This window comes from Paenibacillus barengoltzii G22 (genome assembly GCF_000403375.2).
GTDB lineage: Bacteria > Bacillota > Bacilli > Paenibacillales > Paenibacillaceae > Fontibacillus > Fontibacillus barengoltzii.
In genome coordinates this window covers 38,968-52,810 of the sequence record NZ_KE159653.1, presented here as the reverse complement: position 1 = coordinate 52,810, position 13,843 = coordinate 38,968, and the positions used below count along the sequence as shown (strand labels likewise).

Here is a 13,843-nt window from a genome sequence, read left to right as displayed (position 1 = left end):
TTAAATGACTTTTGCTTCAGAGCGCAGCAGTCGCACGAGTTCCGCTGCCTGTTCGGCAGGTGAACCGGCAAGCAGTTTGCCAGCTTGGCGGGCCGGCGGAAGGGTGAGGCCAAGCCGTTGGGTTTTAGGGGCGATGTCGGTTTCGTTGAGTCCAAGATCAGAGAGGGTCAGTTCACGGAACGGTTTCTTCTTCGCTTTCATAATTCCGGGGAGCGATGGATATCGTGGTTCGTTTAAGCCTTGCTGGGCAGTGAATACTGCGGGTAATGCAACTTCCAGCGTTTCTGCGTCACCTTCCGCATCCCGTACGACAGTTGCCCGATCTCCGCCTACGGTCAACTCCGTAATCGATGAGACGTGGGGAAGTGAGAGCAGCTTGGCAAGCCGCACAGCGACTTGACCGGCGCCGTTGTCGACGGAGAAGTTGCCGCCCAAAATGAGGTCATAGCTTAGTGTTTGCAAATAGGCGGCGAGCAGGCGGGAGATGCCATATTCATCCGTATCGATCGTTTCCGTGACGATCCGTACCGCTTCATCCGCGCCCATCGCCAGCGCGGTGCGCAGTGCTTCGGCTGCTCTTTCCGGGCCTGCCGACACGACCGTCACCGTACCGCCGTGGGCTTCTTTCAGACGCAGCGCTTCCTCAACCGCATATTCGTCGTAAGGGTTAATGACGAACTTAACGCCGTCCTCAACAATCTTTCCGTCAGTGAGGACGATTTTTTCCTCCGTATCGAAGGTTTGTTTCAGGATGACAACGACATGCATGCGGGCCAACTCCTTTCAAATTCAAGAATGTTTCGCCTCAAGTACATGCTAACGCTTGCCAGCGCACTTATGGGGTTGTTATGAAGTGAGTTTCAATTCTAACGCTGACCAGTCACGTTATTGGCATGATTTTGGGGGGATTTGCCTCAAAAACGAGTAAATAAGCTTCGTGACAAGCGTTATATGTTGCAGATGCTAATTTTGCTGCGAATAAGGTTGATCACAAGCGTTAGAGCAGATTGGATAGGTGGGGTATTGCTCCAAAAATAACGGCTCACTTCTTAAGTGCACGCAGGAAAAAGTCCAACGTGTTCTCCACCTGAGCGGATAGGGAGTACTTCATGCCAGAGATCAGCCAAGAGGTTACGACTTCGTCTAAGGCTCCAAAGATCAGCTGACGGGATAGCTTGGTGTCCAGGTTGTCGCGGAACGAACCTTCCTCGATCCCTCTCTTCAAGATATGCTCGATCAGCGTGATATAGGGCTTTACCGCCAGACCGATCGCCTTGCGCAGTTCGAGGGAGCTTTGTCGCAGCTCGATTTGCGTCACGTACGCAAAATTTACGTTCTGCTCCAGATGAGTGAAGTGAATTTCACACACCTTTCGCAACGCTTCTTCGGCTGTGCTCGTCTCGGCGATGTTCTGATGGAACAGCTCAACCAGCTTGCCCAGTCGATCCTGGAAGAGGGAGATCAGGATATCTTCTTTATTTTTGAAATAAAGATAAATTGTGCCGTCCGCGACTCCAGCTTCTTTGGCGATTTTAGAAACTTGGGAGCCGTGGAACCCGTTCTCTGCAATGACTTTTTCCGCTGCATCCAGGATCATTTCAAATTTTTCCTGTTTCCTACTTGTCATCGAGCCACCTCAATGCTAAAATTTAAAACAACTGAATGAACCGTCATTCATTTTCTTAATCTTAGGGGAAAAACTAACCGGTTGTCAAGGGACGTTCCTTAAGATTTTTCATTTCACTCCATGTTGTAACCGTTTACCCCTGTTCACTTGTACGAGAGCCATCTTCCATCGTGTCAGGAACACATCGCAATACTGAATCACAGAACCTCAGCATTTCAAAAATCTCTCTTCATGTACGTAGCAACTTTTCCCGCACACATTGACGCACTTGAACCACCAGCGATCTCTTTGTCTCATAAGAAAATATTCGAAGGAGGGACGCCTTCTCATGGTTACGTTCTGGCTAACGCTAAACGCTCTGCTGTTTGCTGCCGTTACGGGATACGCCATTTATGTGTTCTATCAGGCTGTGTTCCGTCGTTACCTTTACCTGCGGCTAGGCCGACCCACCAACTTCCGTGCTAGGCGCGGGGGAGACCAGGGGGAATTCTGGTCACAGGTATTTGGGCAGAAGAAGCTGCTCAAGGATCGAAAAAGTGGTTTGATGCACATCGTTGTGTTTTACGGATTTATCGTGTTGCAATTTGGAGCGATTGATCTGATCGTCAAAGGGTTATCGCGCGGCGGGCACCTGCCGTTACCGGCTTACGAGATGTTCGGCTGGTTCCAGGAGTTTACCGCACTGGCTATCCTCATCGCGATGGGGTACGCCGCCTATCGCCGTTATATTGAAAAGCTGCCGCGACTCAAAAAGGGTTGGAAACCCGGAATCGTTGTAATTTTCATCTATGCGTTGATGGTATCCGTTCTGCTGTCATTAGGGTTCGAACGTGTATGGATGGGGCTGGAGTTTTCATGGTACGCCCCGGTCTCGTCAGCCATTGCTGCAGTATTCACTTGGTTGCCTGAAGCTGTTGCAGAAGCTGTATTTTACGTATTCTGGTGGCTGCACTTATTGATCTTGCTTTCTTTTCTCGTATACATCCCTCAATCGAAGCACTTCCATCTCATCACTGCACCTATTAACATCTGGCTGCGCCGCCGGGAACCGCATGGCAAGCTGCAGAGCCTGGATCTTGAAGACGAAGAAGCCGAAAGCTTCGGAGTGGGCTGCATCGAGGATTTCACGCAAAAGCAAATGCTCGACTTCTACGCCTGCGTGGAATGCGGGCGCTGTACCAGCGTCTGCCCGGCGGCGAGCACCGGTAAAACGTTGTCGCCGATGCATCTGATCACGAAGCTGCGCGATCATCTCACCGAGAAGGGCGCCGCCGTTACGGGCAAATCGCCGTGGGTACCGGCGAATGTATTTGGCTCGGACGGCGTCCATGCGGTGGCGGCAGGCGTGGCATCTGCCGCACCGGACTGGGGGCGCGCCTCGGGCATCACCGACATTCGCCCGACGCTGGACTGGCAGAAGGCGGCTTGGCAGCCAGCCGCTCAAGGTAAAGCAGTCACCGAGCTTGAGCTGATCGGGGATGTCATGACCGAAGATGAAATTTGGGCCTGCACGACCTGCCGGAACTGCGAGGATCAATGCCCAGTGGGGAATGAGCATGTTGACAAAATCGTGGACCTGCGCCGTCACCTGGTCCTCATGCAAGGCAGCGTACCTGCAGAAGGCCAACGGGCGATGCAAAACATCGAGCGCCAAGGCAATCCTTGGGGCATCAGCCGCAGCGACCGCGCAGCCTGGACGGGCGAGCTGGAGGGCATCCCTGTCCCAACAGTGAAGGATAATCCGTCATTTGAGTATCTGTATTTCGTCGGCTCGATGGGTTCTTATGATCTGCGCAGCCGTAAAGTGACGCGGGCGTTTGTCCGGCTGCTCCACGAAGCGGGCGTTAACTTCGCCATTCTTGGCAACGAGGAACGCAACTCCGGAGATACGCCGCGCCGAATGGGAAATGAGTTCTTGTTCCAACAACTGTGCCATGAAAACATTGCAACGTTCCAACGGTACGGCGTACGTAAAATCGTTACGGCTTGCCCGCATACCTTTAATACATTGAAAAACGAATATCCCGAATTTGGCTTGGAGGGAGTGGAAGTGCTGCACCATACACAGTTGCTGGAGCAGTTGATCCGCGAAGGACGATTAAAGCCGACTCACCAGGTCAACGAACGAGTGACCTATCACGATTCCTGTTATCTCGGGCGGTATAACGGGATTTATGATGCGCCGCGTGAGGTGTTGCGGGCCGTGCCCGGGGTGGAGCTGGTGGAGATGAACCGGTCCCGAGAGAACGGGATGTGCTGCGGAGCAGGCGGCGGGCTGATGTGGATGGAGGAAACCGCCGGCAAACGAATTAACTTGGCCCGCACGGAGCAGGCATTGGAGGTGGGTCCGAGCATGATCAGCAGCGCTTGTCCGTATTGCCTGACGATGCTGGAAGACGGCACCAAGCTTAAGGAAGTGGAAAGCCAGGTGAAGGCGCGGGACATTGCTGAGATTTTAGCGTTATCTGTGTTTGGTGAACAGGCGGCGGATCCGGTCCCCGCATGATCTCAATGAATTTTGAAGGACCTAGGAGGTAGATCAAATGAACAAACCGATCCGAAAAGCAGCCGTTATCGGCTCCGGTATCATGGGCTCCGGCATCGCTGCCCAACTGGCGAATGCGGGCATCTCCTGCCTGTTGCTTGACATTGTTCCGCAGCGATTGAGCGACGAGGAGATGGCCGCAGGGTTGACGCTTGACCATCCGTCCGTACGCAATCGCTTAGCAATGTCGGCGATCGCCGGCCTCTCCAAGACAAAACCCGCACCGTTATATGACAACGCTTTCGCGGAGCGAATCACGCCGGGCAATTTGGAGGATCATCTGCACCAGATTGCGGATGTGGATTGGGTGATCGAGGTCGTAGTCGAAAACCTCGCCATTAAGCAGCAACTGCTCGCTCAGGTCGAGCGCCATTGGAAGCCGGGGATCATCGTCAGCTCCAATACGTCGGGGATCTCGATCAACGCGATGGTTGAAGGACGGTCCGAGGAATTCCGCAAGTCTTTTCTTGGAACCCATTTCTTTAATCCGCCGCGTTATATGAAGCTGCTGGAGATCATTCCGGGTCAGACGACCGATCCGGAGTTGGTTCAAAGCTTAAGCCGTTTCTGCGAGCAGAAGCTGGGAAAAACGGTCGTGCTGGCCAAAGATACACCGAACTTTATCGCTAACCGCATCGGCACATATGGCCTGCTCGTGACGCTGCGCGAGATGGCCGAGAAGGGGTACACCGTTGAAGAGGTGGACGCCGTGACGGGACCTGCCATGGGCCGTCCGAAAAGCGCCACCTTCCGCACCTTGGATCTGGTCGGCTTGGACACCTTCCTGCATGTGGCCGACAACGTGTATGCGAACGTCTCGGACGAAGCGGAGAAACAGGTGTTTGCTGCTCCAGCTTCCCTGAAGGATATGGTATCGCGGGGCTGGCTCGGTGAGAAGAGCGGGCAAGGCTTTTACCGCAAAATCAAAGGGGAGAAGGGCAGCGAAATTCTGTCCTTGAACCTGCAGACGATGGAGTACGCACCGCAGCGCAAGGTGAACTCCGCTTCATTGGAGGCTGCCAAGCTGGCGAAAGGGGCAGCTGCCAAAACGAAGGCGCTGCTTGGGACGCAAGACCGCTACTCGCAGCTCGCCTGGGATGTGCTGAAGCAGGTGCTGATCTATTCCGCTGCCAAGCTGGGGGAAATTGCGGACAACATCCGCGATATCGACGAAGCGATGAAATGGGGCTTTAATTGGGAGTTGGGCCCGTTTGAAACATGGGATGCCATCGGCTTAGTGCGTACCGTTGAGAAGATGGAGGCGGAAGGGCTGACGGTACCGGCCTGGGTGAAGGACTGGATCGCACAGGGCAACACTTCGTTCTACAAAAAAGAAGGGGGCTCCCTCTTCCAAGCCGCCGCCCGAGGTTACGCACCAGTCAAGCTGCCGCCGGAACAGATCTCGCTTCGCGACTTGAAGGCGCAGAATCGAGTGGTGCGCAGCAACAGCGGCGCCAGCCTGATCGATCTTGGCGACGGCGTGGCATGCTTGGAGTTCCATTCGCCGAACAACGCGATTGGGGCGGATATTTTACAGATGATCTCGCAGAGCATGGATGAGGTGCGGGCTAACTTCGAAGGGCTGGTCATTGCCAACCAGGGACGTAACTTCTGCGTTGGCGCCAACCTGATGCTGCTGCTGATGGAAGCGCAGGACGAGGAATGGGACGAAATCGACGACATTATTCGTCTATTCCAGAACACGATGTACCGGCTGAAACGGTTTGAGAAGCCGGTGATAGCGGCGCCGCACCGCATGACGCTGGGCGGCGGCGTGGAAGCGTGTATGCCGGCAGATCAGGTTATCGCCGCTGCTGAAACGTATTACGGGCTCGTTGAAGTGGGCGTCGGCCTGATTCCGGCGGGCGGCGGCTGTAAGGAGCTGGCGCTACGGGCCAGCCAACAGGCGATGTTGGCGGAGGCTGATTTGCAGCCCTACATCAACCACTACTTCCAAACGGTGGGGACTGCCACAGTGTCCAGCAGCGGTCATGACGCCAAACGGCTTGGGCTCATGAAATCTACCGACCGGGTGGTGCTAAATCCCGACCATTTGATTTACGAAGCGAAGCAGGCCGTATTAAAGCTGGCGGGAAGCGGATATGAGCCCATTCCCGAGACGAAGTTCCGCGTTGTCGGCTCCGAAGGCAAAGCGGTACTGCAGCTAGGCGCGCTCGGCATGTATGAGGGCGGTTATATCAGCGATCACGATCTGCTGATCGCCAACAAACTCGCCCATGTGCTTGCTGGAGGCGACGTGCCCGCCGGAACGCTGGTAACCGAGCAATATATGCTCGACCTAGAGCGCGAGGCATTCCTGAGCTTATGCGGCGAACCAAAGACGCAGCAGCGCATGCAGCACATGCTGAGCAAAGGCAAACCGCTGCGGAACTAAACGAGGGGGAGGATGAAGTTAGATGAAGGAAGCTGTGATTGTATCCATGGCCCGGACGGCGGTGGGCAGAGCCAAGAAAGGCAGCCTGGTCCAAACCCGCGCCGATGACTTAGGTAAAATCGTGCTGGAAGCCGCCATTGAGCGCGCACCTGGTCTGAACAAAGAAGATGTCGAGGACATTATCATCGGCTGTGCCATGCCGGAGGGGGAGCAGGGACTTAATTTTGCGCGGATCATGGCGCTCTACGCCGGGTTCCCGGTCACGGTGCCTGCCATCACCATCAATCGCTTTTGCTCTTCGGGTTTGCAGGCGATTGCCTTTGCTGCGGAGCGGATTATGCTAGGTCAGGCCGACGTGCTGATCGCCGGCGGCGTGGAAAGCATGAGCCATGTGCCCATGACCGGGTTCAAGGTGTCGCCCAACCCGCGGATCGTTGCGGAAATGCCGGAGGTCTACATCGCGATGGGCCATACGGCGGAACGCGTTGCCGAACGCTTTGGCATCTCCCGAGAAGATCAAGATCGGTTCGCTTATGTATCCCATCAGAAAGCTGCTCAAGCGATCGCCGAAGGCAAGTTCAAGGAGGAGATCGTCCCGTTTGAGGCAGAGCTGCGCAGCTTGGATGAGCGTGGGAAGGTCAAAGTGAAGCGTTTTGTCTTCGACACCGACGAAAGCGTCCGCAGCGACACGACCCTTGAAGCTTTAGCGAAGCTGAAACCCAGCTTCAAGCAAGGTGGAACCGTGACGGCAGGAAACTCCTCGCCGATGAACGACGGGGCAGCCGCAGTCGTCGTCATGAGCCGGGAGAAGGCAGATGCGTTAGGGCTTCAACCGTTGGCAACGTTCCGTTCGTTTGCGGTAGCGGGCGTGGAGCCGGAATTGATGGGCGTAGGACCCGTCAAGGCGATTCCGAAGGCGCTGGCAGCTGCAGGGATCACGCTGGACGATGTGGATCTGTTTGAAATCAACGAAGCGTTCGCCTCGCAATGCGTCCACGTGATACGCGAGCTGGGTCTGGATGAGAACAAAGTGAACGTCAATGGCGGCGCAATTGCTCTCGGACATCCGCTCGGCTGCACCGGGACGAAGTTGTCGATATCCCTGATTCATGAACTGCGCCGTCGTGGCGGCAGATACGGGGTCGTGTCGATGTGTATTGGCGGCGGTATGGGCGCGGCCGGCGTTTTTGAAGTTCACCCTTGAATCCATTTGAATGAAGGAGAGGATCGTATGAGCAACGAAACGAAGGAAAAAATCGTAGGCGGCAGCTTTGTCATTACCGATGTCGATTACCGTCAGGTGGTGACCCCGGAGGATTTTAGCGAGGAGCATCGCATGATCGGCGAGACGACGGAGGAATTCGTTCGCACGGAAATCCTTCCGCGGGACGAAGAGATTGAGCACTTGAATTATGAGCTGACCGCCAACCTGCTGCGGAAAGCGGGTGAAGTCGGTCTGCTCGGCGCAGACGTGCCGGAGGCATACGGCGGCATGGGGCTAGACAAAGTCAGCACCACGTTAATCAGCGAAAAACTGACGAAAGCCTCCTCATTTGCCCTCTCCGCCGGAGCCCATGTCGGTATTGGGACGCTGCCCATCGTGTTCTTCGGAACCGATGCCCAGAAGCGCAAATACTTGCCGAAGCTGGCGACAGGGGAACTGCTCGCGGCGTATTGCCTAACTGAACCTTCCTCGGGCTCCGATGCGCTGGGGGCCAAGACAACTGCGGTGTTATCCGAGGACGGGACGCATTATGTGCTCAACGGAACTAAACAGTTTATTACAAACGCGGGTTTTGCGGATATTTTCATTGTATACGCCAAAGTGAACGGCACCGACTTCAGCACGTTTATCGTTGAACGGAGCATGGAAGGGGTAAGCATCGGTCCAGAGGAGAAGAAGATGGGCATTAAAGGTTCCTCCACATGCCCGTTGATCCTGGAAGACGTGAAAGTGCCGGTTGAAAACTTGCTGTGGGAAGTGGGCAAAGGCCACTTGATCGCCTTTAACATCCTGAATATCGGACGCTTCAAATTGGCGGCGGGATGTCTCGGTTCCTCCAAGGATGCGATTGAATATGCAGCGAAATACGCCAATGAACGTACCCAATTCGGGCAAAAGATTTCGTCCTTCCCGCTCATCGGCAAAAAGCTGGCGGAGATGAATACGCGGACGTTCGTGCTGGAAAGCATGGTCTATCGCACAGCGGGCTTGTTTGACGTCGGATTAGCAGATGTCGATTACAGCAGCGCAGATGTGGGCTACCAATCGGCGAAGCAAATCGCGGAATATCAACTGGAATGCTCCATCAACAAGGTGTTTGGCTCGGAGGTGCTGGATTTCGTCGCGGACGAAGGCGTGCAAATTCATGGGGGCTACGGGTTTACTCAGGAATATCGAATCGAGCGGATCTACCGCGATTCGCGGATCAACCGGATATTTGAAGGCACCAATGAAATCAACCGCCTCCTGATTCCCGGCGCGCTGGTCAAACGCGCAATGAAGGGAGAACTTCCTCTGCTCCAGGCAGCGCAAAAGCTGCAGGCAGAACTGATGGAGCCGATCCCAAGCCGCACGTTTGAAGGCACGTTGGAAGAGGAAGCTTATCTGCTGACCATGGCCAAAAAGATCTTCCTGATGGCGGGCGCCCAAGCGGTGCAAAAATATCAGCTCAAACTGGAGCGGGAGCAGGAAGTGCTCAGCCATTTAGCGGATATGATGATCGCCATCTATGCGATGGAAAGCGCGCTGCTTCGCACGAAGAAGCGCATTGCACAAGCGGGTGAAGACAAGGCCGCGCTGTATATCGCCATGACAACGGTGTTTATTCAAGAAGAATTTGGCAAGATCGAAGCCTTGGCGAAGGAAACGTTAAGTTATATGGAGACAGGGGATATGCTGCGCACACAACTCTCCATCCTGAAAAAATTGACAAAGCGCTCGGCAGTGAATACGCTGTCATTAAAACGGCAAATTGCCGCCGAAGTGATTCGGGCGGAGAAATACGTACTGTAAAATTGCGAGGTTGGGAGGCAAGGCGTATGTCGAGTAAACCTTGGCTGAAGTTCTACCCTGCTGAAGTACCACCGACCTATGATTATCCGAAGCAAAATCTCGCCCACTTTTTAGAAGTTACGGCTGCTCGTTACCCCGAAGTTACGGCTCTGGAGTTTATGGGAAAAAAGATGAATTACCGCACCCTGCTGCAACAGTCGTACCAATTTGCGAATGCCCTGCGAAAGCTGGGCATTCGCAAGGGGGACCGGGTAGCCATCATGCTGCCGAATTGCCCGCAGACGGTGATCGCCTATTACGGAACACTGCTCATGGGCGGGATCGCCGTCATGACGAATCCACTTTATATGCCTAGGGAGCTGGAGCATCAGCTCACGGATGCAGGCGCACGCGTGATCGTGACGTTAGATCCGCTCGTGGAGCGGGTAAGAACAGCGACCAAGCTGCATCCCATGGAATATATCATTACAACCTCGATTAAGGACTATTTACCTTTCCCCAAAAATTTACTGTATCCGATCAAAGCCAAAAAAGACGGCATGCTGGTTCATTTAAACTACAATGATCGCTTAATCGCGTTTCCATCCTTTCTTGCCAGCGGCAGCCCCGAGCCCTGCCATGTGGAAGTGGATCCCGAGCAGGATTTAGCGTTATTGCAATACACCGGCGGGACCACGGGCTTTGCCAAAGGGGTCATGCTGACGCACATGAATCTGGTAGCCAATACGATTCAAAACCAGCTCTGGTTCTACCGGGCGAGGCCGGCGAAGGAGAAGTATTTAGCGGCGCTCCCATTTTTCCATGTGTTTGGCATGACGGTGCTGTTAAATCAATCCGTTTCTTTAGGTGGAACCCTGCTGCTCATGCCTCGGTTTGAAATTAATCAGGTGCTGCAGATGATCCATCTCAAAAAACCAACGGTATTTCCTGGTGCACCAACGATGTATGTTGCAATCATTAATCATAAGGACGTTGCCGGGTACGATTTATCTTCGATTAATGTTTGCGTCAGCGGTGCGGCTCCGTTGCCGCTTGAGGTCCAAACCCGGTTTGAGGAAATCACCGGCGGCAAGCTGATCGAGGGCTACGGATTAACTGAAGCATCTCCGGTCACGCATGCCAACAACATCTGGGGGATGCGGAAAACCGGATCGATCGGCATCCCATTTCCCGATACCGATGCGATGATCGTGCAGCCCGATACGCTCGAGGAGGTGCCGGTTGGTGAAATCGGCGAGTTGGCCGTACGGGGCCCTCAAGTGATGCGGGGATACTGGAACCGCCCGGAGGAAACGTACAAGACGCTGCGTGACGGGTGGCTGCTCACCGGAGATTTAGGGCGGATGGATGAAGACGGATTCTTCTACATTTTAGATCGGCGCAAAGATTTGATCATTGCCGGAGGATATAACATTTATCCGCGGGAGGTCGAAGAGGTGTTGTTCGAGCATCCGGACGTGGAAGAGGCAATTGTGGCTGGTATCTTCGACCGATATCGCGGCGAGACGGTCAAAGCGTATATCGTTCTGAAAGAAGGGGCAGTACCGGACGAGGAGGGCATCAAACGCTGGTGCAAGGAGAAGCTCGCTGCTTATAAGGTGCCGAAAGTTTACGAATTTCGGGATAGTCTTCCGAAAACGTTGGCCGGTAAAGTGCTGCGCCGTAAGCTCGTGGAGGAGGAAGAGGAACGCCAGAATCCACCTCAAGCGAAAGAAAAGTGACCGTTGGTGTGCTTAATCCGAAGCAGAATTTGGGCCTTAAGGCAGCGAACGGGATGAACGGAGGTTATCTGAAATGAAAGCGGATTCAGAAGATCTGCAGCAACGTTTAGCGTTGTGGAATCAAGCGGCGATTGGCTCGTTTGTGGATTATCTCGGCTGTGAAGTGGTTGAAGCGAATGAGCAGCGGGTTGTGATGTGCCTTCAGATTCAGCCGCATCACTTGAACTTGATCGGTATCGTCCACGGGGGGGTTCATGCGACGTTGATCGATTCGGCAATGGGACTGCTGGCGATGATTGCCAAACCGGAAGCCAGTGTGGTGACAACGAACTTAAACTTAAATTACGTCACCAAAGCCGTGAAGGGATCGATCACTGTGACTGCTGAACTGGTTCACATATCGCGTAAATCGGTGACCACGATGGCGTATGCACGGCTGGATCAAGGTGAAATCTGCGCATTTGGAACAGGAACGTTCCGCGTGACCTGACGTTTAGGTGGATACCTGCGCAGGAAGTCCTCCTAACGCATATGGTGAATAAACGCAAGGACATATGTGTTAGGAGGAGCCTATGAATATTTTGATGGTGGCGCCCGAGCAGATCCCGGTTCCCGGGAACGGCTCCGTGGAGATCAGCATGCTAGCCATCGCCAAGCAATTGGCCGTGAATCATCGCGTTACGCTGATCAGCAGAAAGGCCCGTAACTTGCCCAGCGTCAGCCGGATGGGGAACTTAACGATCGTCCGGGTGAGCAGTGGAAGCTCCAGTAAGTATATTGCCTCCGTTTTGCATTACTTGAAAGGGAGACGGTATGACCTGATTCAAGTCGATAATCGTCCGCATTATATGGCCAAAATCAAGGCGGCGTTTCCCCATACTCCCGTCACGTTGTTCCTGCATTCGCTGACGTTTGTGAAACCCACCACCAAAGTGAACGAAAGTCTGAGCCGAGCCGACCTGATTATTGCCAACAGCGATTCGCTGAAAGCGAATTTAGCCGCGCGCTTCCCACGGCATGCGGGGAAACTGCGCAAGGTGCATCTTGGTGTAGACACCGCTCGGTTTAGCCCGGCAAGCGGAGCAGGGCACTCTGAAACATTCCGCGTCTTGTTCGCGGGGCGGGTCATTCCACGCAAAGGGGTTCCGGTTCTGATCCGGGCGATTAGCCGTGTGCGCAAGGAATATGGGCCGGTTAGCTTAACCGTAGTTGGCGGCGGTAAACCCGGATATTTAAGAGAACTCAAGCGTTTAGCCAGGGCGAAGGGAGTGCCTGTCACATTTACCGGCAAAGTTCCGCATCGTTCCATCCACCGCAAGTTCCAGCAGGCCGATCTGTTTGCGTGTCCGTCACAGGAGCATGAAGCGTTTGGTCTGGTGAATGTGGAAGCGATGGCATCTGGTCTTCCCGTCGTCGCATCCAATATTGGCGGGATTGGGGAGATCGTCAAACACGGTTCGAATGGTTACCTCGTCGATGCCTACCGCAACTCTGAAGAGCATGCGAAGTGGATTCTGAAGCTGGCACGGGATCGGGAACTGACCGCTCGAATGTCCAGACAAGCGCGGAAGGACGCTGTTGAGAAGTTCGGATGGAAGCAAACGGCCAAGAAGCTGATGGGAATCTATCGGCAGTTTGGTTCATAAACCTTATCCAACCCAAAACGGACGATAGGATGCCCTGTGGCTTAGCCTTCGTCCGCTTTTTATTTTATTTCCGCTTATATTTGCCATAAGCACGAGCATATTTCATGATGGTGCGGAAGATGCTCTTATCCTTCAGTTTCTGGAAGATGAACGGATCCGGCGAAGTGTTCACCTCAAGAATCCAAGGCCGCATCTTCTGGTCAAGCGCCACATCAACACCGATTTCGCGCAACCCGGGGAAGCTCTTCCTTAAGTGATTGGCAATGTCTTCCCCAAAATTCCCTAGCATGCTGGTATAGGACTTGAGCCGCGATCCTTTCAAATAGGGGGAAAGCAGCTTTTCCACCGACACAAGCTTCCCTTCATTATGATAGTTGGTGACGATCTTCTTCGGATGGGCCAGCCTGCCGATAATACCGGTCGTCTTCCAAACCTTCTGCGGGGTACGTTGCACCATGACACGCAGGTCGAAGCGTCGCTGATCGTATTTGAGCAGCTCGATGCCTTGCTGAACGAGATACCGACCTTTCAGCTTATGTTTTCGAATCGAGTGATAGAGTTCATCCACTGAATGATGGGCCCACACCTTCTTGTCAAGCTGGTGTTGGTAGATCCCGTGTCTGGAATAAGGTTTATATTCGACCCGCATGACGCCTTTTCCCCACGTGCCATTCACTGGCTTAACGTAGACCATATGGTATCTCAGCAGCATACTATGCAAATTCTCTTTAGTAAATCGGCGGGTTTCAGGGAGATAGCTCCGCAGCGTCTTGCTATGCATCAACGCTTCATTTTTTTTCAGCTTGCTTGTGATATGACGCGGGTGACGAGCAGTTTTCATGATCGCGGTTCCCCTTCGAGATGTTTTTTATGGTAATGTATTCGTCCGCACT

General features: G+C 53.9%; 10 protein-coding genes. 7 read left to right on the top strand and 3 right to left on the bottom strand.

The features are described from left to right. The gene (locus tag C812_RS08515; protein WP_016312264.1) at positions 1-768 is read right to left on the bottom strand and encodes an electron transfer flavoprotein subunit beta/FixA family protein; all 768 of its coding nucleotides are present in this window, start codon (positions 766-768) and stop codon (positions 1-3) included. Between the two features lie 274 nt (positions 769-1,042). Next, positions 1,043-1,627 carry a TetR/AcrR family transcriptional regulator gene (locus C812_RS08510; protein WP_016312263.1) on the bottom strand — a complete coding sequence of 195 codons (585 nt, stop codon included), beginning with the start codon at positions 1,625-1,627 and terminating at the stop codon, positions 1,043-1,045. 328 nt (positions 1,628-1,955) lie between these two features. Between C812_RS08510 and C812_RS08505 the strand changes: the two genes are divergently transcribed. The 7 genes from C812_RS08505 (at position 1,956) to C812_RS08475 (ending at position 12,950) form a co-directional block, all read left to right on the top strand. Beyond that, positions 1,956-4,133: a (Fe-S)-binding protein gene (locus C812_RS08505; protein WP_016312262.1), complete on the top strand. Its 2,178-nt coding sequence runs from the start codon at positions 1,956-1,958 to the stop codon at positions 4,131-4,133. 37 nt (positions 4,134-4,170) lie between these two features. Further along, positions 4,171-6,567 carry a 3-hydroxyacyl-CoA dehydrogenase/enoyl-CoA hydratase family protein gene (locus C812_RS08500; protein WP_016312261.1) on the top strand — a complete coding sequence of 799 codons (2,397 nt, stop codon included), beginning with the start codon at positions 4,171-4,173 and terminating at the stop codon, positions 6,565-6,567. A gap of 22 nt (positions 6,568-6,589) precedes the next feature. Next, entirely contained in the window at positions 6,590-7,771 is a 1,182-nt protein-coding gene (locus C812_RS08495) for an acetyl-CoA C-acyltransferase (RefSeq protein WP_016312260.1), read from the top strand. A 27-nt stretch (positions 7,772-7,798) separates the two neighbouring features. After that, complete coding sequence (locus tag C812_RS08490) at positions 7,799-9,583, top strand: acyl-CoA dehydrogenase family protein (protein ID WP_016312259.1); 1,785 nt, start codon at positions 7,799-7,801, stop codon at positions 9,581-9,583. A 26-nt stretch (positions 9,584-9,609) separates the two neighbouring features. Continuing rightward, complete coding sequence (locus C812_RS08485; RefSeq protein ID WP_016312258.1) at positions 9,610-11,304, top strand: long-chain-fatty-acid--CoA ligase; 1,695 nt, start codon at positions 9,610-9,612, stop codon at positions 11,302-11,304. 73 nt (positions 11,305-11,377) lie between these two features. Then, complete coding sequence (locus C812_RS08480; RefSeq protein WP_016312257.1) at positions 11,378-11,794, top strand: PaaI family thioesterase; 417 nt, start codon at positions 11,378-11,380, stop codon at positions 11,792-11,794. 82 nt (positions 11,795-11,876) lie between these two features. Further along, the gene (locus C812_RS08475; RefSeq protein WP_016312256.1) at positions 11,877-12,950 is read left to right on the top strand and encodes a glycosyltransferase family 4 protein; all 1,074 of its coding nucleotides are present in this window, start codon (positions 11,877-11,879) and stop codon (positions 12,948-12,950) included. A gap of 64 nt (positions 12,951-13,014) precedes the next feature. Here the strand turns inward: C812_RS08475 and C812_RS08470 are convergent, their stop codons facing one another. Further along, positions 13,015-13,791, bottom strand: a complete 777-nt coding sequence (locus C812_RS08470) for a YheC/YheD family protein (protein WP_016312255.1) — start codon at positions 13,789-13,791, stop codon at positions 13,015-13,017. Positions 13,792-13,843: the final 52 nt, after the last annotated feature.

Bases quoted from the DNA above. Each gene is read 5' to 3' on its own strand.
- C812_RS08515 (WP_016312264.1), bottom strand. From the start codon at position 768: ATGCATGTCGTTGTCATCCTGAAACAAACCTTCGATACGGAGGAAAAA.
- C812_RS08510 (WP_016312263.1), bottom strand. From the start codon at position 1,627: ATGACAAGTAGGAAACAGGAAAAATTTGAAATGATCCTGGATGCAGCG.
- C812_RS08505 (WP_016312262.1), top strand. From the start codon at position 1,956: ATGGTTACGTTCTGGCTAACGCTAAACGCTCTGCTGTTTGCTGCCGTT.
- C812_RS08500 (WP_016312261.1), top strand. From the start codon at position 4,171: ATGAACAAACCGATCCGAAAAGCAGCCGTTATCGGCTCCGGTATCATG.
- C812_RS08495 (WP_016312260.1), top strand. From the start codon at position 6,590: ATGAAGGAAGCTGTGATTGTATCCATGGCCCGGACGGCGGTGGGCAGA.
- C812_RS08490 (WP_016312259.1), top strand. From the start codon at position 7,799: ATGAGCAACGAAACGAAGGAAAAAATCGTAGGCGGCAGCTTTGTCATT.
- C812_RS08485 (WP_016312258.1), top strand. From the start codon at position 9,610: ATGTCGAGTAAACCTTGGCTGAAGTTCTACCCTGCTGAAGTACCACCG.
- C812_RS08480 (WP_016312257.1), top strand. From the start codon at position 11,378: ATGAAAGCGGATTCAGAAGATCTGCAGCAACGTTTAGCGTTGTGGAAT.
- C812_RS08475 (WP_016312256.1), top strand. From the start codon at position 11,877: ATGAATATTTTGATGGTGGCGCCCGAGCAGATCCCGGTTCCCGGGAAC.
- C812_RS08470 (WP_016312255.1), bottom strand. From the start codon at position 13,791: ATGAAAACTGCTCGTCACCCGCGTCATATCACAAGCAAGCTGAAAAAA.